This window comes from Streptomyces sp. G7(2002), assembly GCF_028870195.1.
Lineage (GTDB): Bacteria > Actinomycetota > Actinomycetes > Streptomycetales > Streptomycetaceae > Streptomyces > Streptomyces nigrescens.
In genome coordinates this window covers 6,367,864-6,390,111 of sequence record NZ_CP102609.1, presented here as the reverse complement: position 1 = coordinate 6,390,111, position 22,248 = coordinate 6,367,864, and the positions used below count along the sequence as shown (strand labels likewise).

General features: G+C 70.6%; 21 protein-coding genes. 6 read left to right on the top strand and 15 right to left on the bottom strand.

The window, feature by feature from the left end; all coding sequences use genetic code 11:
- Positions 1 to 8: 8 nt before the first annotated feature.
- On the bottom strand, positions 9 to 2,813 hold the full coding sequence (locus tag NUT86_RS27270) for a UPF0182 family membrane protein (RefSeq protein ID WP_026169604.1): 2,805 nt from the start codon (positions 2,811 to 2,813) through the stop codon (positions 9 to 11).
- Between the two features lie 214 nt (positions 2,814 to 3,027).
- Here NUT86_RS27270 and NUT86_RS27265 point away from each other — a divergent pair, with 214 nt between their 5' ends.
- On the top strand, positions 3,028 to 3,582 hold the full coding sequence (locus tag NUT86_RS27265) for a PPA1309 family protein (RefSeq protein ID WP_018089464.1): 555 nt from the start codon (positions 3,028 to 3,030) through the stop codon (positions 3,580 to 3,582).
- Between the two features lie 73 nt (positions 3,583 to 3,655).
- Here the strand turns inward: NUT86_RS27265 and NUT86_RS27260 are convergent, their stop codons facing one another.
- The 4 genes from NUT86_RS27260 to NUT86_RS27245 form a co-directional block, all read right to left on the bottom strand.
- Positions 3,656 to 4,753 carry a YlbL family protein gene (locus tag NUT86_RS27260; protein ID WP_018089463.1) on the bottom strand — a complete coding sequence of 366 codons (1,098 nt, stop codon included), beginning with the start codon at positions 4,751 to 4,753 and terminating at the stop codon, positions 3,656 to 3,658.
- A 123-nt stretch (positions 4,754 to 4,876) separates the two neighbouring features.
- Entirely contained in the window at positions 4,877 to 5,059 is a 183-nt protein-coding gene (locus tag NUT86_RS27255) for a hypothetical protein (protein WP_018089462.1), read from the bottom strand.
- A gap of 258 nt (positions 5,060 to 5,317) precedes the next feature.
- Entirely contained in the window at positions 5,318 to 5,797 is a 480-nt protein-coding gene (locus NUT86_RS27250; RefSeq protein ID WP_274738044.1) for a molybdenum cofactor biosynthesis protein MoaE, read from the bottom strand.
- A 103-nt stretch (positions 5,798 to 5,900) separates the two neighbouring features.
- The gene (locus NUT86_RS27245; RefSeq protein ID WP_018089460.1) at positions 5,901 to 7,052 is read right to left on the bottom strand and encodes an SDR family oxidoreductase; all 1,152 of its coding nucleotides are present in this window, start codon (positions 7,050 to 7,052) and stop codon (positions 5,901 to 5,903) included.
- Between the two features lie 192 nt (positions 7,053 to 7,244).
- On the opposite strand from NUT86_RS27245, the gene NUT86_RS27240 reads away from it, so the two are divergent.
- On the top strand, positions 7,245 to 8,708 hold the full coding sequence (locus tag NUT86_RS27240; protein WP_018089459.1) for a zinc-dependent metalloprotease: 1,464 nt from the start codon (positions 7,245 to 7,247) through the stop codon (positions 8,706 to 8,708).
- Positions 8,705 to 9,235, top strand: a complete 531-nt coding sequence (locus NUT86_RS27235; RefSeq protein WP_018089458.1) for an NUDIX hydrolase — start codon at positions 8,705 to 8,707, stop codon at positions 9,233 to 9,235. The genes NUT86_RS27240 and NUT86_RS27235 overlap by 4 nt, the downstream gene beginning before the upstream one ends.
- A gap of 75 nt (positions 9,236 to 9,310) precedes the next feature.
- Here NUT86_RS27235 and NUT86_RS27230 read toward each other — a convergent pair whose 3' ends face one another.
- The 4 genes from NUT86_RS27230 to NUT86_RS27215 form a co-directional block, all read right to left on the bottom strand.
- Entirely contained in the window at positions 9,311 to 10,069 is a 759-nt protein-coding gene (locus NUT86_RS27230; RefSeq protein WP_274738041.1) for an AIM24 family protein, read from the bottom strand.
- A gap of 20 nt (positions 10,070 to 10,089) precedes the next feature.
- Positions 10,090 to 10,773: an AIM24 family protein gene (locus tag NUT86_RS27225; RefSeq protein ID WP_018089456.1), complete on the bottom strand. Its 684-nt coding sequence runs from the start codon at positions 10,771 to 10,773 to the stop codon at positions 10,090 to 10,092.
- Positions 10,774 to 10,788: 15 nt separating this feature from the next.
- The gene (locus NUT86_RS27220; RefSeq protein WP_274738038.1) at positions 10,789 to 12,510 is read right to left on the bottom strand and encodes a TerD family protein; all 1,722 of its coding nucleotides are present in this window, start codon (positions 12,508 to 12,510) and stop codon (positions 10,789 to 10,791) included.
- 114 nt (positions 12,511 to 12,624) lie between these two features.
- Positions 12,625 to 13,251 (bottom strand): M48 metallopeptidase family protein, encoded by a 627-nt coding sequence (locus NUT86_RS27215; protein ID WP_159486278.1) that lies wholly within the window; start codon positions 13,249 to 13,251, stop codon positions 12,625 to 12,627.
- A gap of 178 nt (positions 13,252 to 13,429) precedes the next feature.
- On the opposite strand from NUT86_RS27215, the gene NUT86_RS27210 reads away from it, so the two are divergent.
- Complete coding sequence (locus NUT86_RS27210) at positions 13,430 to 14,578, top strand: ThiF family adenylyltransferase (RefSeq protein ID WP_037741419.1); 1,149 nt, start codon at positions 13,430 to 13,432, stop codon at positions 14,576 to 14,578.
- 35 nt (positions 14,579 to 14,613) lie between these two features.
- Positions 14,614 to 16,041, top strand: a complete 1,428-nt coding sequence (locus NUT86_RS27205) for an ABC1 kinase family protein (RefSeq protein ID WP_018089452.1) — start codon at positions 14,614 to 14,616, stop codon at positions 16,039 to 16,041.
- Positions 16,042 to 16,135: 94 nt separating this feature from the next.
- Here the strand turns inward: NUT86_RS27205 and NUT86_RS27200 are convergent, their stop codons facing one another.
- The 5 genes from NUT86_RS27200 to NUT86_RS27180 all read right to left on the bottom strand — a co-directional run bounded on the left by NUT86_RS27200 (position 16,136) and on the right by NUT86_RS27180 (position 19,923).
- Positions 16,136 to 16,333 carry a hypothetical protein gene (locus tag NUT86_RS27200; RefSeq protein ID WP_018089451.1) on the bottom strand — a complete coding sequence of 66 codons (198 nt, stop codon included), beginning with the start codon at positions 16,331 to 16,333 and terminating at the stop codon, positions 16,136 to 16,138.
- A gap of 104 nt (positions 16,334 to 16,437) precedes the next feature.
- A complete protein-coding gene (locus NUT86_RS27195; RefSeq protein WP_018089450.1) occupies positions 16,438 to 16,755 on the bottom strand; it encodes a hypothetical protein in 318 nt (105 codons plus the stop codon).
- Complete coding sequence (locus NUT86_RS27190) at positions 16,752 to 17,105, bottom strand: WhiB family transcriptional regulator (protein ID WP_026169602.1); 354 nt, start codon at positions 17,103 to 17,105, stop codon at positions 16,752 to 16,754. Before NUT86_RS27190 ends, NUT86_RS27195 begins: the two co-directional genes overlap by 4 nt.
- 118 nt (positions 17,106 to 17,223) lie before the next feature.
- On the bottom strand, positions 17,224 to 17,550 hold the full coding sequence (locus NUT86_RS27185) for a hypothetical protein (protein ID WP_018089448.1): 327 nt from the start codon (positions 17,548 to 17,550) through the stop codon (positions 17,224 to 17,226).
- 144 nt (positions 17,551 to 17,694) lie between these two features.
- Positions 17,695 to 19,923 carry an ATP-dependent DNA helicase UvrD2 gene (locus NUT86_RS27180; protein WP_274738034.1) on the bottom strand — a complete coding sequence of 743 codons (2,229 nt, stop codon included), beginning with the start codon at positions 19,921 to 19,923 and terminating at the stop codon, positions 17,695 to 17,697.
- Positions 19,924 to 20,491: 568 nt separating this feature from the next.
- Here NUT86_RS27180 and NUT86_RS27175 point away from each other — a divergent pair.
- Positions 20,492 to 20,734, top strand: coding sequence for a mycoredoxin (locus tag NUT86_RS27175; RefSeq protein ID WP_018089446.1), 243 nt, complete (start codon positions 20,492 to 20,494; stop codon positions 20,732 to 20,734).
- 565 nt (positions 20,735 to 21,299) lie between these two features.
- Here NUT86_RS27175 and nudC read toward each other — a convergent pair.
- Positions 21,300 to 22,235: an NAD(+) diphosphatase gene (nudC, locus tag NUT86_RS27170; protein WP_159486284.1), complete on the bottom strand. Its 936-nt coding sequence runs from the start codon at positions 22,233 to 22,235 to the stop codon at positions 21,300 to 21,302.
- Between the last annotated feature and the right edge of the window lie 13 nt (positions 22,236 to 22,248).

Below are 22,248 nucleotides of genomic sequence, written 5' to 3'. Positions count from 1 at the left end.
GGGCCGGCTCAGCTGCCCGGCTTGCCCTTCTCGGACGCCTTCGCCGCCCGGTCCAGCGCGGCCTTCAGCTTCTTCTGGGCCTCGCCGTAACCGGCCCAGTCGCCCGAGGTGCGCGCCTTCTCGCCCTCCTCGTAGGCCTTCTGCGCGTCGGCGAGGGCCTGCTGCACCGTCTGGTCGGACGGTGGCTGGCCGGTGTCGCCACCGCCCGGCGGCTCCTCCGTGCCCGTACTGGGCGCCTTCTTGCCGAAGACCACATCCAGCGCGTCCTTGAGGGAGTCCTCCAGGACGGGCTTGTTGTCGCCGTAGCTGACCAACACCTTCTTCAGGAGCGGGTAGTTGGTGTTGGCACCGCGCAGATACACCGGTTCGACATAGAGCAGTCCGCCGTCCAGTGGCACGGTCAGCAGATTGCCGTACTCGATCTCCGAGTCGCCGAACTTCTTGAGGATGTTCAGCTCATTGGCGATGACCGGATCGGAGTTGAACTTCGACTGCACCAGCTGCGGTCCGGGCACCGGCGTCTCCGACGGCAGCTTCAGCAATCTGATCTTGCCGTAGTCGCGACTGGTCGCATTGGCGTCTACTGCCATGAACGCACCGAGGTTGTCGCGCTTGTTGGGCGTGAAGGTCGTCGTCAGCGAGAACGCGCGGTTCTTCTGGTCCGGCATCTTCATGCTCAGGTAGTACGGCGGTACGGCGTTGCCCGATTTGGTCGTCGGGTCGTTCGGGATCTGCCAGCGCTCGGAGCCGGTGTAGAAGGTGCCGGGGTCCGTGACGTGGTACGTGGTCAGCAGCTGGCGCTGCACCTTGAAGAGGTCCTGCGGGTAGCGCAGATGCTCCTTGAGCGCCGGGCTTATGGCGCTCTTCTTCTCGACCGTGTCGGGGAACGCCTTCATCCAGGTCTTGAGGACCGGGTCCTTCTCGTCCCACTGGTAGAGCTTGACCGAACCGTCGTAGGCGTCCACCGTCGCCTTGACGGAGTTACGGATGTAGTTGACCTGGTTCTGCTGGGCCACCACCGCCCGCTGTCCGTCGGTGAGCGAATCGGCCGTGCTGTCCCCGAGCGTGGTGCGCGAGGCGTACGGATAACCGTTGCTGGTGGTGTAGGCGTCGACGATCCACTTGATCCGGCCGTCTATGACCGCCGGGTAGGCGTCGCCGTCGATGGTCAGCCAGGGGGCGACGGATTCGACGCGCTCCTTGGGCGTGCGGTTGTACAGGATCCGCGAGCCGTCGCCGATCGCGCCGGAGTAGAGGATCTGCGGCTCCCCGAACGCCACCGCGTACGCGGCACGGTTGATCGGGTTCCCGAGGTTGACGCCGCTCTTGCCCCGGTAGCTGTAGCTCTTCTCGCCGCTGTCGTCGGAGTAGTCCAGTTCCTTCTGCGGACCGCCGACGATGGAGTACTGCGAGGTCTTCTCGCCGTAGTACACCCGCTGCTGGTAGGTGCCGAGCTGCCCCTTGGCCGGCAGATCCGACTCCGTGTACTTCGGACCGCCGCCGTCGGCGGCCTCCGTCCCCTTGGCGGCGACCGCGCCGTAGCCGTGGGTGTACTTGAAGTGGTCGTTGATCCAGTTGCGCTCGGGGATACCGGCGATGTTCAGCTCACGCAGACCGATGACGGTGTCCTGCTCGGCACCGTCCTTGTCCTTGTAGCGGTCGACGTCCAGAGTGGAGGGGAACTGGTAGTAGCCCCGCACCTGCTGCTGTTGCTGGAAGGCCGGCGAGACCACGTTCGGGTCGAGCAGCCGCATGCTGGCCGTGGTGTCGGCGTTGTCGCGCAACCGCTGGCTGTCCGCCTTACCGGTGGGCTGGTAGTCGCCCTTGTACGGCGTGACCTCGGAGTCCTGGATGTCGTACGCATCCCGGGTCGCCTTGATGTTCTGCTTGATGTACGGCGCTTCCTTGGCCTGCTCGTTCGGCTGGACCTGGAACTTCTGCACGATCGCCGGGTACAGCCCGCCGATGAGGACCGCCGAGAGCACCATCAGGCCGAAGCCGATCACCGGCAGCTGCCAGGTCCGCCGCCAGAGGGTGGCGAAGAACAGCACCGCACAGATCGCCGCGATGAAGAACAGGATGGTCTTCGCCGGGAGATAGGCGTTGGCGTCGACATACCGCAGGCCCGTCCAGTTGTCGGCCGACTTCAGGCCGCTGGACTTGACCGCGAGGCCGTACCGGTCGAGCCAGTACGCGATCGCCTTGAGCGAGACGAAGATGCCCAGCAGCACCGACAGATGGCCGGTAGCCGCCGCCGTCGCCCGTGAACCGGGGCTGGTCAGCCGGAGCCCGCCGTAGAGGTAGTGCGTCAGCGCCGCGGCGACCAGACACAGCACCGCGCAGGCGAAGCCGAAGCTCAGCAGGAAGCGGTACCAGGGCAGGTCGAAGGCGTAGAACGCGACGTCCATGCCGAACTGCGGGTCCTTCTTGCCGAAGGGCACGCCATTGACCCACTGCAGCCAGGTGCGCCACTCGCCGGAGGCCGAGGCACCGGCGATCAGACCGATCACCGCGGTGATCGCGATCAGCGCCCACTTCTTGAACGGCGCGATGCTCATCCGGTAGCGGTCCAGGCTCTGCTGCTCCATGGACATCGCGCTCAGCGGCGGCCGCAGCCGGTGCGCCAGCCAGATGTTGACGCCGACGGCCACGGCCATCAGGACGCCGAAGGAGAAGAACAGACCGATCTTGGTCCACAGGGTGGTCGTGAAGACCGAGGAGTACTTGACCGATCGATACCAGAGCCAATCCGTCCAAAACCCTGCAAACATCACGAAGAGCATGGCCAATACGGCCAGCACACCCAATGTCATGAGCAGGGTCCGGATCCGCCGCGATGGTCGGCCGACTCTGATCCGTGGCCCTGTCGGGCCTCCGCCGCGGTCCGGCATCTGGAAAGCCAAGGTGCGCACCTCGAAGTTCGCTGTCGTGTGAAGCAGGCCCGGCGATAGTAGGACCCACCGATGCAACTTACGAAGGCTTTACTCAGTTCCCGCTTTCCGGGGTACACAAGGCACGATGTTGAGCATGACCAACCTCCCCGTTGACGGCACCCCTCTCGCCGCCGACCCCCTGACCCGCGCCGTACTCGAGATCGACGAGTACAGCGCCGGGCTCGGCTGGGATCAGCCGGCCCGACTGTTCGCCCTCGTCGACACCGCCAAGCTGCGTGCGCAGGAGCCCTCGCTCGCCGCCCAGCTCGGTATCGACGACTCCACCACCACGTCCCTGACCCCCGTGGAACAGGACGAGATCCCGGCGGGCGTCCCGCTCGACGAGTTCCTGGGCACCATTGCCTGGCCCGATGCCGTCACCGGCTGTGCGCTGACCGTCGAGCGGCTGATGCTGCCGCCGTCCGCCGAGGACTCCGAGCCCGCGGGCATGGACGAGGCGCAGCTCGCCAAGTGGGTCGCCGAGCACCCGGACCGCCAGGAGGTCCGGATGACGGTGGCCGTGCTGCGGGACGGACGCCGCGAGTCGGCACTGCGGCTGCGCGAGAAGGACTCCACGTCCGAGGTCCTCACCGGCTCGGCACTGGTGCCGGGCCTCGCGGAGGCACTGGCCGCGACATTCGAGGCCTGATCACGGCCGTCGGGGCCGCTCCCCCGGGCCGGGCCGTACGCGTCCGGCTACCGGGGGCTTGGCGGGTCACCCCCTAGGAACGGCCTGCCGGGCTGCAGCTCGGCAGGCCGGCGGTGTCGCCCTTGCGGATCTTCTCCAGCGCCTTGACGGCGTCGCCTATGGTGCCGACCTTGACCAGGGTGAGCCCCTGCGGGATGTCCTTGGCCGCCGTGGCGCAGTTGTCCTTGGGCGTCAGGAAGAACTCCGCGCCCTTGTCGCGCGCACCGACCGTCTTCATCGAGATGCCGCCGATCGGGCCGACCTTGCCCTTGTCGTCGATGGTGCCCGTGCCGGCCACGAACTTGCCGCCCGTCATGTCCCCGGGCGTGAGCTTGTCGACGATGCCGAGCGCGAACATCAGCCCGGCGCTCGGGCCGCCGACATCGGCCAGCTTGACGTCGATGGGGAACGGGAAGATGTGATCCACCCCGGCCTGAATGCCCACGATGGCGCGGCCGTCGTCCGCCTTCTGCGTGGCGATCGTGACCTGCTTCGCACCGGCCTGGGGCTTCTTGCCGCGCTTCTCCGCCGCGGCGGCTTCCTTGGCGGGGATGATCGAGAAGACGACCTTCTCGCCCGGCTTGTGCCGGGTGACGAGCTTGGCGACGTCGCCGGTCTGCTTGACCGCCGTGCCGTCCACGGCCTTGATCACATCGCCCGCGTGCAGCCGTCCGTCGGCCGGCTTGTCCTTGACGACGGAGCCGACGACGGTCTGGGCGGCGACCGGGAGGTGCAGCTGCCGGAGGGCGGCGGCCTTCGCGCTCTCCTGGGACTGGCTGAACTCCTCGGCGTTCTCCTGGTCGGCCTGCTCGGCCGTCTGCCCCTCGGGGTAGAGCGTCTTGTGCGGCACCACGGCGTTGTCGTGGTCGAGCCAGCCGTACACCGCCTCGAAGAGGTTCATCCGGTAGTCGGGGCCGGTGACCCGGACGGTGGTCATGTTGAGGTGACCGGTCGTCGGATACGTCTTCCGCTGGGAAATCTGCAGCACCGGCTCGCCGTCGTGATCACCAAGAGTGTTGACCGTCGGCCCCGGAGACATCTCGGAGTACGGCACGGGGATCAGCACCCCTGCGCAGAGCAGCGCGATCAACATCAGGATCGAGGCGAGCAGCGTCGCGGTGCGGCGTGGCATGGAACGACAGTACGGGACGGGTATGACAACCGGCCCGCGGGGCCGTCCGTACGGGGTCGGCCCGCACGCACGCCGTCGCCACCCCGAAAGGCGGCGACGGCTTTCGCGGACGAACGGCGAATATCAGACCGGGTCCGAGGCGGGATCGGAAACGGAATGCTCCTTTTCCATGGCATCCCGGAACCGGGCATAACCCGCGAGCTCTGCAACGTCCCCGGTCTTGCGATTCCGTAGGGCCCAGCTGCTCCACACCGCGGCAACCAGCCCGGCGCCAACCGGAATCAGCAACCAGAGGAGCGCACCCATCAGCGACCTCCCAACCCCTTGTATGACCGCGATCGACGAATAAGCAGATTAACCATCTGCTCGGTCAACGGTTATGCCAGGGGGCGGGTTACGCAACCGGAACATAAGGCACCGGTTCGGCCTCCCGTTCGGAGGCCATCGCCCGCCCCGTCTGCTCTGCCGCCTGCCCGGAGAACGCGTGGTTACGCGCCCCCAGAAGACGGCGCTACGCGCCGACCCTCCCGCCCGTCACCCGACCTCCACCCCCAGAAGACGGCGCTACGCGCCGACCCATTCTTCTGTCCCGTCGGAAAACGTCTGGTGTTTCCAGATGGGTACTTCGTGCTTGAGATCGTCGATCAGCTTGCGGCAGGCCTCGAACGCCTCGCCCCGGTGCGGGCAGGACACCGCGACGACCACGGCCAGGTCACCGATGCGCAGATCGCCCACCCGGTGGACGGCGGCCAGCGCCCGGACGGGGAAGTCGGCGATCACCTTCTCGGCGATCCGACGCATCTCCGCCTCGGCCGTCGGGTGCGCGGAGTAGCCCAGGCCCTCGACGTCGGCACCGTGGTCGTGCGAGCGGACCGTGCCGACGAACAGGGCCGTGCCGCCGGCCGCCTCGTCGCCCACGGCCGCGAACACCTCGTCCACGGACAGCGGGGTATCGCGGATCTCCAGGAGCCGGACCGGGTCCGCCGCGGCCCGCTCACCGGGGTGGTCGCGGCCGGGGGACGTAGGGGAGGGCGTGCCAGACATACCCCCATCGTGCCGTACCGGAGGCGCCGCGGGAATGGCCGTTTCCGCCGGTCGTCCGGGCCGCCGTATGGAGACTCCTCCAGCCCGGCGGGCCCGGTCCGGCTCAGATACGGCGGCGGGCCTTACGGGCGCGCCGCACCAGTGCGGCGGTGCCCAGGAGGGCGACGGTGGCGCCGGCGGCACCCGCGGCGGTGGCGTCCTTGCGGCCGAGCCTGCGGCCGGCGACGGTGTGCCGTCCGGCGACCTCCTCCAGGAGCTCGGCGAGCACCTCCTCGTTCGTCCAGCGGGGACGCCAGCCCGCATCGTGCAGCCGGCTGCCGCTGACCACCCACGGGTGCATCGTGTACGCGAGGTCCCCGGCGGGCGACGGCGTCAGGCCGATCCGGTGCAGCCGGGCCGCGGCGCCCAGGGCGACCGAGGACGGCAGCTCCATGCGCCGGATGCCGGACAGCTCCTCGACCTCCTCCTGCTCCAGCCAGCCGTCGCAGCCCACCGCCAGCTCGCCGTCGACCTTCTCCAGCGCCGCGTACTCCAGGGCGCTGACCAGGTCCTCGACGTGGCAGAACTGCCAGGCGGGGCGGGATCCGGCGACGACCAGGAGGCGGGGCGATTCGAAGTAGCGGGTCAGCGCGGTGTCGGTGCCGCCCACCAGGACGGCGGGGCGCAGCACGGTGACGTTCAGGCCGGGGTGGGCCCGGGGCGCGCGGTGCGCCAGGTGCTCGATCTCCAGTAGGTCGCCGACACCGGTGGCGTCCGCGGTGGCGCGCAGCTCGGCGTCCTCGGCCAGGGGCACATCGTTGTCGGGCAGCGCCCCGTAGACCATGGCGGAGGTGCACAGCACCACCCGGTGGACACCGGCGGCCGCGGCGGCGGTGAGCACGGTCTGGGTGCCGCGCACGTTGTAGGCGGTGCGCGCCGCGTCGTCGGTCTCCAGGTCGAGGTCGAGCGCCAGGTGGACGACGACGTCCGCGCCGCGCAGCTTGTCGGCGATGGCGGGGTCCCGGACGTCGAGGACGTGCCAGTGTGCCTCGGCGACGTCGCCGCGCCGCTCGTCGATGGCCACCACCTCCTTGACCTCGTCGGAGTCGACCAGGGCGCGGGTGAGCAGCGCCCCGACTCCGGATGCGGCTCCGGTGACGGCAATGACGGGCCGGCGCAGCGGCCGGTCCGTGGTGCCGCCTGCGGTATTGCCTGCCTTCTCGGTCTGGGCCGCAGCGTTTCGCGCTGCGCGAACGGTCGGATCTGGGGAACTCACCGGGCGTCTCCAGCGGTTGTCTTCAGTGCGAACGTGTGGTCATGCGTACGCACCAGGTGGCGTCCATCCTGCCGCAGCCACCGGGACAGCGAAGCACCGAGCCCCGAAGCGGTCCGGGTGTCTACGCTGGAGGTGATGTCGGGCAGCCGCCGTCGGCCACCTGGTCGGCGGCCCTACGAGCCGAGGAAACCCGTGAGTGACACCCCATTTGGATTCGGCCTTCCGCCGGAGGAGCCGGAGGACGGCGACAACGGCAAGAAGAAGGGCGGCCAGGGAGGTAGCCAGGGCCCCGCGGACCCGTTCGGGTTCGGCGGCGGGAGCGGCGGCGCGGACAATCCGTTCGCGGCGCTCTTCGGCGGCATGGGCGGCCCCGGTGGCGAAATGAACCCTGGAGACCTGGGAGCCGCCTTCCAGAAGCTCGGCCAGATGCTCTCCTACGAGGGCGGCCCGGTGAACTGGGACATGGCCAAGGACATCGCGCGGCAGACCGTCGCGCAGGGCGCCGAGGACGGCAGCAAGGACGCGAGCCTGTCGCCGGGTGAGCGCAGTGCGGTCGAGGAGGCCGTGCGGCTGGCGGATCTGTGGCTGGACGGTGTGACGTCGCTGCCGTCGGGTTCCGGCTCGGTGGTGGCCTGGAGCCGCGCCGAGTGGGTCGAGGAGACCCTCCCGGTGTGGAAGGACCTGGTCAATCCGCTCGCCGAGCGCGTCGGGGCGGCCATGGGCGATGTGCTGCCCGGGGAGATGCAGGCCATGGCGGGCCCGCTGCTCGGGATGATGCGCTCCATGGGCGGCGCGATGTTCGGCACGCAGATCGGCCAGGCGCTGGGCGTTCTGGCCGGCGAGGTCGTCGGTTCGACGGACATCGGGCTCCCGCTCGGCCCGGCCGGCAAGGCCGCGCTGCTGCCGGGGAACATCGCGACGTTCGGCGAGGGCCTGGGCGTCCCGGAGGAGGAAGTGCGGCTGTATCTGGCCCTGCGCGAGGCCGCCCATCAGCGGCTCTTCGCGCATGTGCCGTGGCTGCGCTCGCATCTGTTCGGTGCCGTCGAGGGCTATGCGCGCGGCATCAAGGTCGACACGACCAAGCTGGAGGACGTGGTCGGCCAGATCGATCCGCAGCATCCCGAGGAGCTGCAGAGCGCCCTTCAGCAGGGCATGTTCCAGCCCGAGGACACCCCGGAGCAGAAGGCGGCGCTGGCCCGTCTGGAGACCGCGCTGGCGCTCGTCGAGGGCTGGGTGGACGCGGTGGTGCACGCCGCCGCCAAGCCGCATCTGCCGTCGGCGGACAGGCTCCGTGAGACGCTGCGGCGGCGCCGGGCGAGCGGTGGCCCCGCCGAGCAGACGTTCTCGACGCTGATCGGTCTGCAGCTGCGTCCGCGACGGCTGCGGGACGCCTCGCGGCTGTGGGCGTCGCTGACGGACGCGCGGGGCCTGGAGGGCCGCGACGGCCTGTGGGAGCACCCGGACATGCTGCCGACGGCGGCCGATCTGGACGATCCGGACGGGTTCGTGCACCACGAGCAGCCGGACTTCTCCGAGCTCGACAAGATGCTCGGCGAGGCCGCGAGCGGCGGCAAGCCGGATCTGGACAAGCCCGCCCGGGAGAACGACGGCCCGGACGAGACCCCTGGCGAGAGCAAGGGTGACGGCGACAAGTGAGTCTGCACGAGGACGCGGCGCGGGTGCTCAAGGAGTGGCCCGCGCCGTCCCCCGAACAGGAACAGCTGCGGCTGACCTATCTGGATCATCTCGCCGCCCATCAGGACGGCATGTGGAAGCCCTGCAAGGACGGGCACCTGACGGCCAGCGCGCTGGTGATCGACCCGGCCGGCGGGCGGGTGCTGCTGACCCTGCACCGCAAGCTGGAGATGTGGCTGCAGATGGGCGGCCACTGCGAGCCGGAGGACGCCTCGCTGGCCGATGCGGCACTGCGTGAGGCGTGTGAGGAGTCCGGGATCGCGCAGGGGCTGACGCTGCTTCCCGGCGGCCCGGTGCGGCTGGACCGTCATCACACGCCCTGCGCCTGGCATTTGGACGTGCAGTACGCGGCGCTGGCGCCCGCGGGCGCGGTGGCGGAGATCAGCGACGAGTCGCTGGACCTGCGGTGGTTCGCGTACGACGAGGTGCCCGGCGTCGCCGATGCGTCGGTCGTGCGCCTGGTGGAGCGCACCCGCGCGCTGCTCTAGACGGCAGCGGCCACGCCTTCCGGCGCCCGTCCCTTCCCGGGGCGGGCGCCGGAGGTGCGTCAGCGGCCGGTCGGCTCAGTTGGTGAAGATGTTGCCCTGGTTCTGTCCCCGGGCGCCCTGCTGGCCCATGCCGAACTGGGCGGCCACACCGGAGCCGATGACGGCGTTCTGCGGCGGCAGCAGCTCGCTGGGCTGGACCAGTGCGTAGCCCTGCCCGAGGAAGCTCAGCTCCCAGCCCTCTCCGGTGTTGCCGCGCCGGCGGAACACTCCTGAGGAGTGCGTCTGCGCCTGCATCTGGACGCGCAGCGAAGCGGACCAGGCGACCACCGCGTCGGCGTCGGCGTTGACGTACTTGTCGGGCGTGACCTGCAGCATCAGCGGCTCGCCGGAGGTCATCAGGGCGACCTTGCCCCGTCCGGAGATGTTGAGCTGGTACTTGCCGGTGCCGGAGATGCCGTACTGGCTGTCGACGGAGACGACCTCCCAGTGGAGGCCGGAGTCCAGCGCCAGGACATAGCTGCTGTCCACGGTCAGACCGTCGTGGTCGACGTCGACGACATGGACGTACTGGGCGAGGTTGGCCAGATAGACCGTGCCCTGCCCGGAGACGCGCATCAGATCGAGGCCCTCACCGGAGTGCGCGCGGGTGCGGTGCTGGCCCGGCGTCTGGTAGTTGCCGTCGAATTCGAGCAGTCCCTGATAGGCGACCATCGTGCCCTTACGGGCGAGGACGTCCTCGTGCCCCTGGAGGGCGACGCGCAGCAGCTGGCTGTTCTGCAGGGCGTAGCGGTCCTGGGTCTGTGCCTCGGTGAAGGCGAAAAGCGGACTCTGCATGGCGTGTTCGGTCCTCCCCCTCAGCCCCGGGCCCGGAGCCGGTCGGTGCTGTCCTCGCTGGGCTGGACGACGACGAACCCCTGGCCGGAGAAGCCCAGTTGGTACGCCTCGCCGCTGCCGCGTCCGATCATCGAGGACGCCTTGAAGCTGCGCTTGCCCTTCATCTTCAGGTTGGTCGACCAGGCGACCAGGGCGTCCGGGTCCACATAGGTCTCGTCCTCACCGCGACCGCAGTCGACGACGATGGGCGTGCCCCGGGAGGTCAGGGCGACCCAGCCGGTACCCGAGATCTGGACGTTGAAGAGCCCCTGACCGGCGAACTTCGCCATGCCCTTGACGCGCTGGACGCCCCACTGGAGGTGGGCGTCGAGGGCGAGGAGGCTGGTGCCGTTAACGGAGAGGGAGTCGTCGTTGAGGTTGATGCAGACGACGTCGGCACCGTAGTCGGCGAGGTAGAGCAGGCCGTCCCCGGAGCACTTCATCAGGGGCGCGCCTTCGCCGGTGAGCCACTGGGAGGCCATCTGGCGGACGGCGGGTGGGTTCGGCTCGTATTGGACGAAGCCTTCGTAGGCGACCATCGAGCCGGTGCGGGCGAAGACGTCCTGGCCGCTCTGCATGGCGATCTTCACCATGGCGCTGCCGTGGTTCTCCATACGGGCGGCGGGCGGGGTCGGGACGTAGCCCGACAGCTGCTGCTGGTTCATGACGTGCGGGCTCCCTCAGACCTCGTAGGGCTGGACGACGATGAAGTTGCCGGGCGCACCGCGGAACTGGAGGTTCACGGTCTCGCCGGAGTGGCCCGGATAGGCGTGCCGGCGCAGGCTCACCTGGCTGGAGATGATCACCTGCGAGGCGGCGGACCAGGCCACGATGGCGTTGGCGTCGGCGAAGGTGGTCGGGGTGACCGGCAGCACGACCGGGGTGCCCTGGGTCTTGACGACGACGGTGCCGGTCCCCTGGAACTGCATGGTGAACAGGGCGCCACCGGGGATGCCCTGGCCCTCGATACGGCGGACCTCGTGCTGCAGCGACTCGTCGAAGGCGAGGACGGCCTCGGCGGACACACAGATGGCGTCGCCCTGCAGCTCGATGGGGTGCACATGGGCGCTGTTCTCCGCGAAGAAGACCTGGCCCTGGCCGGAGCAGCGCATCAGCTGCATTTCCTGGCCGGTGGCATTGCCGACGATCCGGCCGCGGAAGCCGGCGCCCTTGTAGCCGAAGTCGACCTTGCCCTGGTAGAGCACCATGCTGCCCTGGCGGGCGAGCACCGGCTGGCCGTCGATGCCGAGGTCGACGCGGATCAGCCTGCTGTTCTGGGGGGTCCAGCGCTGCCCCGTGGGGCTTTCCTTGTACTTGTCCAGTACGACACCGAGGCCGGGGCCGCCGCCCTGGGGCACGGTCGGCGCCTGACCGCCCCCATAGGGAGCGCCCGGGGGCTGCTGTCCCGGCTGGCCGTACGGGGCGGGCCGGCCCTGCGGGGCACCGTATCCGCCGGGCGGCGGCACGGGCTGTCCGTAGGGAGGGGCCTGCGGGGCCTGCTGGCCGGGGTAGCCGCCGGGCGCGGGCTGCGGCGGGCCGTACGGGTCCTGACCGGGCGTCGGCTGGCCGTAGGGGGCCGGCGGCTGCTGCCCGGGCACACCGGGCGGCGGGACCGGGCCGGCCGGCGGGGCCATGGGCGCGGCGAGGGTCGGCGCGTTGTGGACCTGCGGTGCGGTGGGCTGCGGGGGCTGTGGTGCGGCCGGGGGTGCTTCCTGCGGCGCGCCCTGGGGCGGGCCGAACTCGGGCGCGGGCTGCGGGGCGGGCGCCGCGGCGGGCACCCCGAAGGACGGCGCGGGGGCGGCCGGCCCAGGCGGCGGGGCGAAGCCCGGCACGCCCTGTGCCGTGGCGGGCGGCTCGGGCTGTGCCTCGGCCTCTTCGGCGACCTCGCCGCCGAAGTTCTTCAGCAGCGCCTCGAGGCCGCCGTCGAAGCCCTGGCCGACCGCGGCGAACCGCCAGACGTCCTTGAGGTAGAAGTCGCCGAGCATGACGGCGCGTTCGGTGCTGAACTCGCTGCCCGTGAAGGAGTAGCGGGCGACCTCTTCGCCGCCGGCCACGATCCGGAGGTAGCCGGGGCCGATCTGCGAGACCTGCCCTTCGCCGTCCAGCGCGGCGGTGAAGGAGAGCTTCTGGATGTGCGGCGGGATCTTGTCGAGGGTGACCCGGAACGATTCGCTGTCGCCGGCCTGCGCGCCGAGCAGCTGGATCGACTCCTCGGGCGAGGTGGGCTGGTTGAAGAAGATGAAGTACCGGTCGTCGGAGAGCCGCTCGTCGGCGTCCAGGCCGAAGCAGCTGATGTCGAAGGTCAGGCCGGGCCCGGCGATCTGCACACCGACGTACAGATCCGTTCCCGCCGTCAGATCACCGATTTTGGCCTTGTGGCCCCGCTGGAATTCCCTGGCCATACGTAACGCCCGTCCCCCGCTCCGGCTGTGAGTTCTTCTGCGCGGCCAGGCTAACCGCTGGCGCCGACAGCGGGCGATGCCGGGGCGCGGCGGATCTCGTCCGGCCGCGCTCCCTCATTCACCGCGGGCGACGGGAAGATGGGGCAGCCGGTCGGCCGCGACCACCCCTTCGAGGTAGCCACGGGCCCGTTCCGTACGGGGGTAGGACTCCAGCAGACGCCAGAACCGGGGGCCATGGCCGGGGACCAGCAGATGAGCGAGTTCGTGCAGCAGGACGTAGTCGATGACGTACTCCGGCATGCCCTGGAGACGGTGCGAGAGGCGGATGCTGCCCTCGGCCGGGGTGCACGATCCCCAGCGGGTGTTCTGGTTGGTCACCCAGCGCACCGAGGCGGGGCGGGCGCGGCCGTCCAGGTACTGACCGGACAGCCGCCGGGCGCGCTCGGCCAGCTCGCCGTCGCCCAGCATCCGCTTGCTCTCCTGGGCGGCGAGCTTGTCCAGCATGACGGTGACCCAGCGCCGCTCCTCGGCCTCGGACATACGGGCCGGAATCAGGACAACCGTGCGGTCGCCCTCGCGGTACGCGGAGACCGTTCTGCGCCGTCGTGAACTGCGGCGCACCTCGACGGCGCTGGTGACCGGCCCGCCGGCCACGGGACTCGGGGCAGCCCCGCGCGAGGTGTCAGCGGCGCGGCGCAGAGGGGTCTCCCCCGGGCCGTGGGCGGAAGGGTCGGCGGGCACGCGCCCGACGTTACCCGCTGGCGCGGCGGGAAGTCCCGCCCCGCGGACGGTTCGCCACCGAACCACTCCATGGCGTGCACCGCTTGTATGACCATTGCCCACCGCCTGTGGATAACTTCCGCGCCGATCCGCCGCGGGGCGCATGCTGAGAGCCGGACGACGAAGGACGGGGGCGGAGATGAGGCATCCGATGCTCAAGCCCGCGCTGCGGCGCGGCTGGCGGGACAGGGAAACGGTGCGGTTCGGGGTGGCGCCGGCGCATGCGATGGTGGTCGGCCCGGTGGACACGGCGACCGGCAGTTTTCTCTCACTGATCGACGGCACCCGCACCATGCGGCAACTGGTCGAGGAGGCGGCGTTACTGGACCTCCCGCCCGAGCATGTGCGGGGTGTGGTGGACCGGCTCGGCGCCGCCGGGCTGCTGGAAGCCCCCACCGCGGGCGGTCCGGCGGCCGAGGCGGTACGGGCGGACCATGCCGCCTTCGAGCAGCTGCGGCCCGATCTGGCCTCCCTGTCGGTGCAGCATCCGGAGCCCGCGGGCGCGCTGGGCCGGATGGGAGCGCGCCGGGCGATCCGGGCCCGGGTCAAGGGAGCGGGGCGGGTCGGCTCCGCGATCGCGGCACTGCTCTCGGCCTCGGGGGTCGGGCGGGTGGAGGTGTTCGACGGTGGCACGGTCCAGCCGTGGGACGTGCTGCCCGGCGGGCTGCCGGCCGAGCGGATCGGCGAGCGGCGGCGCACTGCCGCGCAACGGCTGGTCCAGCAGTCCTCTCCCTGGAGCGGTACCCCACGGCCCAGGGTCCCGGTCAGCGAATCGGGCGAACCCGGACTGTCGCTCGTGGTGCTCGCCCCGCGGGACGGGCTCGGCGCGTACGCCCCCGACCCGGTGTTGTCCGAGCCGTTGCTCATCGCCGGCATCCCACATCTTTACGCGGGGGTGATCGAGGGCACGGGTGTGGTGGGTCCGTTGGTGCTGCCCGGCGGTTCGGCCTGTGCCCGCTGCGACGAGCTGCGTCGTACGGACGCGGAGCCGGCCTGGCCGCGGTTGCTCGCGCAGTGGCGGTCGGGGCGTGGTGCACCCGCGGTTCCGGCCTGCGATGCCGCGCTGGCAACAACGGTCGCGGGGATCGCCGCCGTCCAGGCGCTGGCGTTCCTCGATGGCGAACTCCCGCCGTGCACAGGGGCACGGATGGAGCTCGCGGCACCGTGTGCGAGCGTGCGGACGGTGCGGATCGAGCCTCATCCGGACTGCGGCTGTGGCGCTGCCGCTTCACCGAGTGCGGCGGGCGCCTCGGATCCTCAGCCGGAACACGCCACAATGACGGAGTAACCCCGGTAGGGGGACAGTGTGAGTTGGAGGGGCGCATGTCTGATCTTCCCCGCAAGGCGGTCACCCGCACCGCCAAGCTGGCCGCGCTGCCACTGGGGTTCGCCGGCCGCGCCACCTGGGGCCTGGGCAAGCGGATCGGCGGCAGATCCGCCGAGATCGTCGGCCGTGAGCTCCAACAGCGCACCGCGGAACAGCTCTTCAAGGTGCTCGGCGAGCTGAAGGGCGGGGCGATGAAGTTCGGGCAGGCGCTGTCCGTCTTCGAGTCGGCGCTGCCCGAGGAGGTCGCCGGGCCCTACCGCGCCGCCCTGACGAAGCTTCAGGAGGCGGCGCCTCCGATGCCGACGAGCACGGTGCACGCGGTGCTGGCGGAGCAGCTCGGCGAGGACTGGCAGGAGCTGTTCGAGGAGTTCGAGGACAAGCCGGCCGCGGCGGCCTCGATCGGGCAGGTGCACCGGGGGGTGTGGCACGACGGCCGCGAGGTGGCCGTCAAGGTGCAGTATCCGGGTGCCGGTCAGGCGCTGCTGTCGGACCTGTCGCAGCTGAGCCGGTTCGCCCGGCTGCTGGGTCCGCTGATCCCGGGCATGGACATCAAGCCGCTGATCACCGAGCTGCGCGACCGGGTGTCGGAGGAGCTGGACTACTCCCTGGAGGCGGAGGCCCAGCGGGCACATGCCGAGGAGTTCGCCGACGACCCGGACGTGGTGGTGCCGGCCGTGGTCCACCAGTGCGACCAGGTGCTGGTGACGGAGTGGATGGCGGGGGTGCCGCTGTCCGAGGTGATCGCGGACGGCACCGACGAACAGCGGGACCGGGCCGGTCAGCTCCTGGCACGCTTCCTCTTCTCCGGCCCCGCCCGTACGGGCCTGCTGCACGCCGACCCGCATCCGGGCAACTTCCGGCTGCTGGCCGGGGACTTCCCGGACGGCCCCGTGGAGGAGTGGCGGCTGGGGGTGCTGGACTTCGGCACCGTCGACCGGCTGCCCGAGGGGCTGCCGCCGACGATCGGTGCCTCTCTGCGGATGACGCTGGACGGCGAGGCGGACGCCGTCTACCAGCTTTTGTGCGAGGAAGGCTTCGTCAAGGAGTCCATCGAGCTGGACCCGGACGCGGTGCTGGAGTATCTGCTGCCGATCATCGAACCCGCGCAGGTGGACGAGTTCACCTTCACCCGGGGCTGGATGCGCCATCAGGCGGCCCGGGTCGGCGATCCGCGCTCCCCCGCCCACCAGTTGGGCAAACAGCTCAATCTGCCGCCCGCATACCTCCTGATCCACCGTGTGACCCTGAGCACGATCGGGGTGCTGTGCCAGTTGGGGGCGACGGTACGGCTGCGTGACGAACTCGAGGCATGGATGCCCGGCTTCGTACCCGAGGAGGAACCGGCCGGCTCGGACCTCGCCGACTTCGGCACCGTCGTCGGCGCGGACATCGGTGAGGAGGCCGTCGAAGGGTCCACGGCCTGAGCCCGCCCGCCGGGCCGCACCGCCTCGGCCGCCCGCTCTGCCGGCAAAGCGGGCGCGGCGGCCCGGGGCTCACCGGCCTCCGTGGCGCGAGGTCTCACCACCAGCTCGAATCCAGGCGTCCCTCGATGGCCCGGATGTTCTCCCGCGCGCAGTTGTCACAGAAGTAGCGGCGTTCACCGTTCTCGACGGAGCACGTCCAGGTCGGCGGGGCGCCCTCGGCCACCGCGCCGCAGCCCGCGCACACCGTGCCGCCGTCGGCCAACTCCGCCTGTTCATGCGTCTTCTGGTCCATCGCCCGACGATATCCCCGCCAACCACAGGAAGCGGGACATAACGCACCACGGGGCCCGCCCTGTCGGACGGACCCCGTTGTGTGGCGGCATCAGTGCGACGCCGTTACTGCATCACGGCCATGGCCAGCGCACGGCGGGCACGCAGCGACGCGCGCTCGGCGCGACGCTGCATACGCCGCGCGGCGGCGAGCCGATGAGCCCTGCGTTCCGATTCGGCCTCCCGGAGGCGTTCGTGCATATGAGCACGCGCCAGGGCTTCTGGGATGAGTTGCATTGCGTGGTTCCTGTTCTGACGCGACTCGATCACGTCGGTGTTCATGGGGACGGGTGTGTCGGTGAAAGTCGGGTTCATCGTGTGGTCCTGCTTCTGGGGGTCCCGTGTGAGGGGACGGTCGATCGTTCCTGTGCCGATGGTGTTCATGCCGCAACCGGGTTCTTACGCGGACGGCCACGCGGACGCTTCCGCGGCACGACGACACCCTGGACGAAGAGCTCGCCGCCCCAGACACCCCACGGCTCACGGCGGTCCTTGGCACCGGCGAGACAGGCCTCACGGACGGGGCAGGTCTGGCACAGCGTCTTGGCGTACTCGACGTCGGCCGGGGACTCGGCGAAGAAGACCTCCGGGTCGTAGGTACGGCACGGAACAGCGGCGCCGAGGCGGTCGATCTCGTCGTCGAGCTCGGTGAGGGGCAGCAAGGAGTTCTCCTGAGGGTCGGGCGGAGGGATCAGGTCGGTTGCTACGGACGGGGTGTGCGTCTGGAGTTGCACGGTGGTGTGTTCCTCGTCTGTTCGGCCCGGCTGGTGGCGGGCGCATGGGCAAACAAAAGGGCCGCGGATCCCGGTGTGGGTTCCGCGGCCCTGGAAGGTGCCGACCTGATCGTGCCGATCAGGCTGGATCTCTCCAGGGTTCGAGGCCGCGGTAGGCCCACATTTCATGCTGCGTCTGGTACTGCTTCCGGGATCCGGCACCATTGGCCGCCGCGAAGGCAAAGGCATTCGCCGATGCCGCCGCTGCTGCTACCGCAGGTGCCTCGGTCGGTCGCGCGGTGCGCTCACTGCGCGTCAGCACAGCGAGGGACTCGGGGCGCGCGACCTCGGTACCGGACAGGCGGCCGAAGCCGGACAGACCGGTGCCAGGGAGCGAGGAGCCGAGCGTGCAGGTGGCGACGACCGAGAGATCGGTCATTTTGTTGGTCTCGATAATGCTGATCACTGGGCTCGCCTCCTCTCGGCGTCTCGGTGGACCGGGAATCCCGTTCCAGGGTGTTCAAGTACAGCACGGATCCATCGGATCTCGGAAGGTTCCGTTGTCTCCGTTGCTTCCGAAGGCTATGGGGATGCGCTCCGCGCGCGCAAACTATTTTTTCGACGAGTTTTTCGCGGCGCCTCCGGGCCCCTCCTCCAAGACCCCCGCGAGCTCCTCGCCGGCACAGATTGCCAGCACATCGCTGCCGTAGCGGTCGAACTTCCGCCGCCCCACTCCTGAGATGACCGCAAGCTCCGATTCGGTTCCCGGAACGGCCTCCGCGATCGCCATCAGTGTCTTGTCGGTGAAGACGCAGTACGCGGGCTGCCGGGAGCGGGCGGCCTGCTCGGCCCGCCACTCGCACAGCCGCTCGTAGAGCGCCTCGTCCAGCTCCGAGGGGCAGTCCTCACACCGCATCAGCTTCATCTCGCCCGCGTCCGTGAGCGTCCTGTTGCAGACCCGGCAGCGGGCCGGGCTGCGGTGCTTGGGGCGCCGTGCCACTGCCGACGCCCCCTCACCGCGCTCGACGCCCCCTGAGACCGCGCCCGGCGTGCGGCGGCCTGCCACTGCCCCGGAGCCCGGCCGCAGGCCGCTCAGGAACCGGCTGGCGCGGCGGGAGGCCCGCCCGCCCGGAGAGCGCGCCAGCGACCAGGACAGCCCCAGATGCAGCCGGGCACGGGTGACGCCGACATACAGCAGCCGGCGTTCCTCCTCTATCTGCTCGTCGGTCTTGGCGTAGGTGATCGGCATCATGCCTTCGGTGAGACCGACCAGGAAGACGGCCTCCCACTCCAGGCCCTTGGCGGCGTGCAGGGACGCGAGGGTCACGCCTTCGACCGTCGGCGCGTGCTGCGCGTTGGCCCGTTCGTCCAGCTCGGCGACGAGGTCGGCGAGGGTGGCTGCGGGCCGGGCCTCGGCGAAGTCCTCGGCGAGCCGCACCAGTGCCGCCAGGGATTCCCAGCGGTCCCGCACCGCCCCGGAGCCGGCCGGGGGCCGGCTGGACCAGCCCATGTCGCTGAGCACCGCCCGCACCTCGGACGGCAGGTCCACCGCGTCGTCGAGCAGCGCGTCGTTGGACCCGAAGCGGGCGGCGCCCCGCAGCTTGACGCCTGCCTCACGCACCTCCGGCCGCTCGAAGAACCGCTCGGCGCCCCGCAGCTGATACGGCACACCGACATCGGCCAGCGCCTGCTCGTAGACCTCGGACTGGGCGTTGATGCGGAAGAGGACGGCGATCTCGCCGGCCGACACACCGGAAGCGATCAGGTCACGGATCCGGCGGGCGGTGCCCTCGGCCTCGGCGGGCTCGTCGGCGTACTCCGTGTACACGGGCTCGGGGCCCGCCTCGCGCTGCGAGATCAGCTCCAGGCGGTGTTCGGCCGCCCGCCCCTTGGCCTGGGAGAGCAGGCCGTTGGCGAGGTGCACGACCTGGGGACTGGAGCGGTAGTCGCGGACGAGCTTGACGACCGTCGCGTTCGGATGGCGGGTGCGGAAGTTGAGGAGGTGGTCGGGGGTGGCGCCGGTGAAGCTGTAAATCGTCTGGCTGGCGTCGCCGACCACGCAGAGGTTGTCGCGGTCCCCCAGCCACAGCTCCAGCAGCCGCTGCTGGAGCGGGCTGACGTCCTGGTACTCGTCGACGACGAAGTGCTGATACTGCGCACGGACCTGCTCGGCGATGTCGTGCCGGTCCTGCAGCACACCGACCGTGAGCAGCAGCACATCCTCGAAGTCGATGCTGCCCCGGTCGCGCTTGAGCTGTTCGTACGTCCCGTAGATCTGCCCGATCTCGGCCGGGTCGCGCGGGGCCTCGCGACCCGCCTTGGCGACCGCCGCCGGATAGTCGGCCGGGACGGTCTGGGTGACCTTGGACCACTCGATCTCGGCCGTGACATCGCGCAGCTCATTGCGGTCGAGCCGGATGCGGCAGCGGGCGGCGGCCTCGGCGACGAGCTGGATCTTGCGCTCCAGCAGCCGCGGAACCTCGCCGCCGACCGCCTTCGGCCAGAAGAACTGGAGCTGCCGCAGGGCCGCGGAGTGGAACGTCCTGGCCTGGACCCCGCCCGCGCCGAGCTGACGCAGCCGGCCGCGCATCTCACCGGCAGCGCGGGCAGTGAACGTGACAGCAAGCACACTCGCGGGCTGCAGAATCCCGGCCCGTACCCCGTAAGCGATCCGGTGGGTGATCGCGCGGGTCTTGCCCGTGCCGGCACCCGCCAGCACACACACCGGACCGTGCAGAGCCGTCGCGACCTCGCGCTGCTCGGGGTCGAGCCCGTCGAGCACCCCGTCCGCCGAGTCAGGCACCTGCGGGAAAAGAGAGGAGTCCGTTGCTGCTGTCACCCCGCCATGCTGCCAGGTCCGCCGAGACGCCCGGGAAACCTGTCCACAGCCGCCGGACCCCGGTCGTACGCATCCCGTCCGCTGTGGACAACGGACGGTGCGCGGCCGCGGCGAGTGCTTTGCTTTGTTCCGGCGGTCGGATGGCGGCGGGCGGATGGCGGCGGGCTGCGGGCAGATGGGCGCCGGCGGGTTTTCGGCGGGGCTGGGTGCGGGGCTGGGGCTCGGCCTGGGGCTGGGCTCGGCCCGGGGCTGGGCTCGGCCCGGGGCTGGGGCTGGGGCTGGGGCTGGGGACAGTTTTGAGGGGTGGCTCTGGTCGGTGGGGGTTGGGGTGGGGCGGGGGCGGGGGCGGGGTCCCCCCCAGCCAGCTGGCGCAGGCCTCGGTAGCCGGCGCGCGGGAGGGGGGCGGGCTCTGCCGCCATGCCGCCCGTGGGCCCCCGTCCCCTTGCTGGCGCAGGCCGCTCGGGAGGCCGGGAATGGCTGAGGGGTGATGTGCGTTGAGTTCCTTGGCCGCGCCGGGTACGGATGCGGGTGGTATTGGATCAAGACTTATCGAAGGAGCGCAGGGCGCATGGCGGGCACTGTGACGATGTACAGCACGACCTGGTGCGGTTACTGCCGTCGGCTGAAGGGCCAGATGGACCGCGAGGGCATCGCATACACCGAGATCAACATCGAGCAGGACCCGGATTCCGCGGCGTTCGTGGAGAAGGCGAACGGCGGCAACCAGACGGTGCCGACCGTGCTGTTCCCGGATGGGTCGACGCTGACCAACCCGTCCCTGGCGCAGGTCAAGGAGAAGGTCGGGGCCTGAGCGCCGGACGCTTCACCGCCGCCTTGACGGAGTGACCGCTCCGCTCGGCGGCGGCGGGGTGGGTGCTCAGCTGCCTGGAGGGCTGCGCGGCCACCGTGGCTGCTGCAGCGTTCCTGACACACGCGGCGAGGCCGCCTCCCAGTAGTGCGCCGCCCCGCGCGAGCAGCTTCGTCCGGGGCGCTCCGTGGCGGGCGGCCCGGGGCCACGGGAACCGTCCCGTCCCGCGTGAGTGGCTTTCGTACCGCATGCGAACGTGAGCGGTCTCATGCCGCATGCGCGGCCCCGATCCGTACCAGTGGCTCCGTCGGCATGATCAGTTCCAAGGGCCGTCGGCCGTCCCGCCCAGGGGATTCGGCCGGCGGCCCTTGTCCGTGCCTCATGGCGTCGTGGCATCCCGGCGCATCAGGCCATCCCGATGGCCAGGTCATGAAGCAGGACGCCCAGGCATCCGGACGCCAGGCCATCGCGGCGCCAGAGCATCACAGCGCCCAGGCATCACAGCGTCAGGACATCACGGCGTCAGGCGTGCCGGTGCCCTGTGCACCGGCCGCCCACCACCCCCCGCTCACGGCTTGGGCAGCGGCTTGCCGTACCAGAGTTCGATGAGGCGGGCGGCGATGGAGATGCCGTACGGCGGGAGGACCTCGCCGGATTCGAAGGCGGCGCGCAGGTCCTCGCGGGAGAACCAGCGGGCCTCTTCGATTTCCTCGCCGTCGACCTGGATCTCGGAGGAGGTGGCGCGCGCCATGAAGCCCAGCATCAGGCTGGAGGGGAAGGGCCAGGGCTGGCTGGCGATGTATTCGACGTCGCCGACGACGACACCGGCCTCCTCGAAGACCTCGCGGGCCACCGACTGCTCGATGGACTCCCCCGGCTCGACGAAGCCCGCGAGGGTGGAGAAGCGACCTTCGGGCCAGTGGACCTGGCGGCCCAGGAGGGCGCGGTCCTCCTCGTCGGTGACGAGCATGATCACGGCGGGGTCGGTGCGCGGGTAGTGCTCCGCGCCGCAGGCCGGGCAGCGGCGGATATGGCCGGCGGCGGCGATGACGGTGCGTTCGCCGCAGCGTGAGCAGAAGCGGTGCAGCCGCTGCCAGTTCTCGAGGGCGACGGCGTGGACGAGGAGGCCGGCGTCGCGGGGGGAGAGCAGCAGGCCCGCCTCGCGCAGGCCCGCCGGGCGCGCGGACTGGTCCATGCGGCCGGGCAGCGAGTCCTTCTGGAGGGCGAAGTAGCTGACGCCTTCGTCGTCGGTGCCCAGGTAGTAGCGGTGCGCCTCGGTCAGCGGTGCCTCGAAGGACGGCGTCGTGATCAGCTCGGTGCGGCCGTCGGGGGTGTCGTCGATCAGCGCCTGACCGCCGGACACCACGAAGACGCGCGTCGTCGGGTGGCTCCAGGCCGCCGCCAGCCAGGCCTCGTCGAGGCGGTGATGGGCGGAGCGGTCGATTCCGCTCGGCGCGCTGAAGGTGAGCGGCCGGTCGGCGCTGTGGTCGGTCCAGGTGGTCACTGCTGTTTCCAAC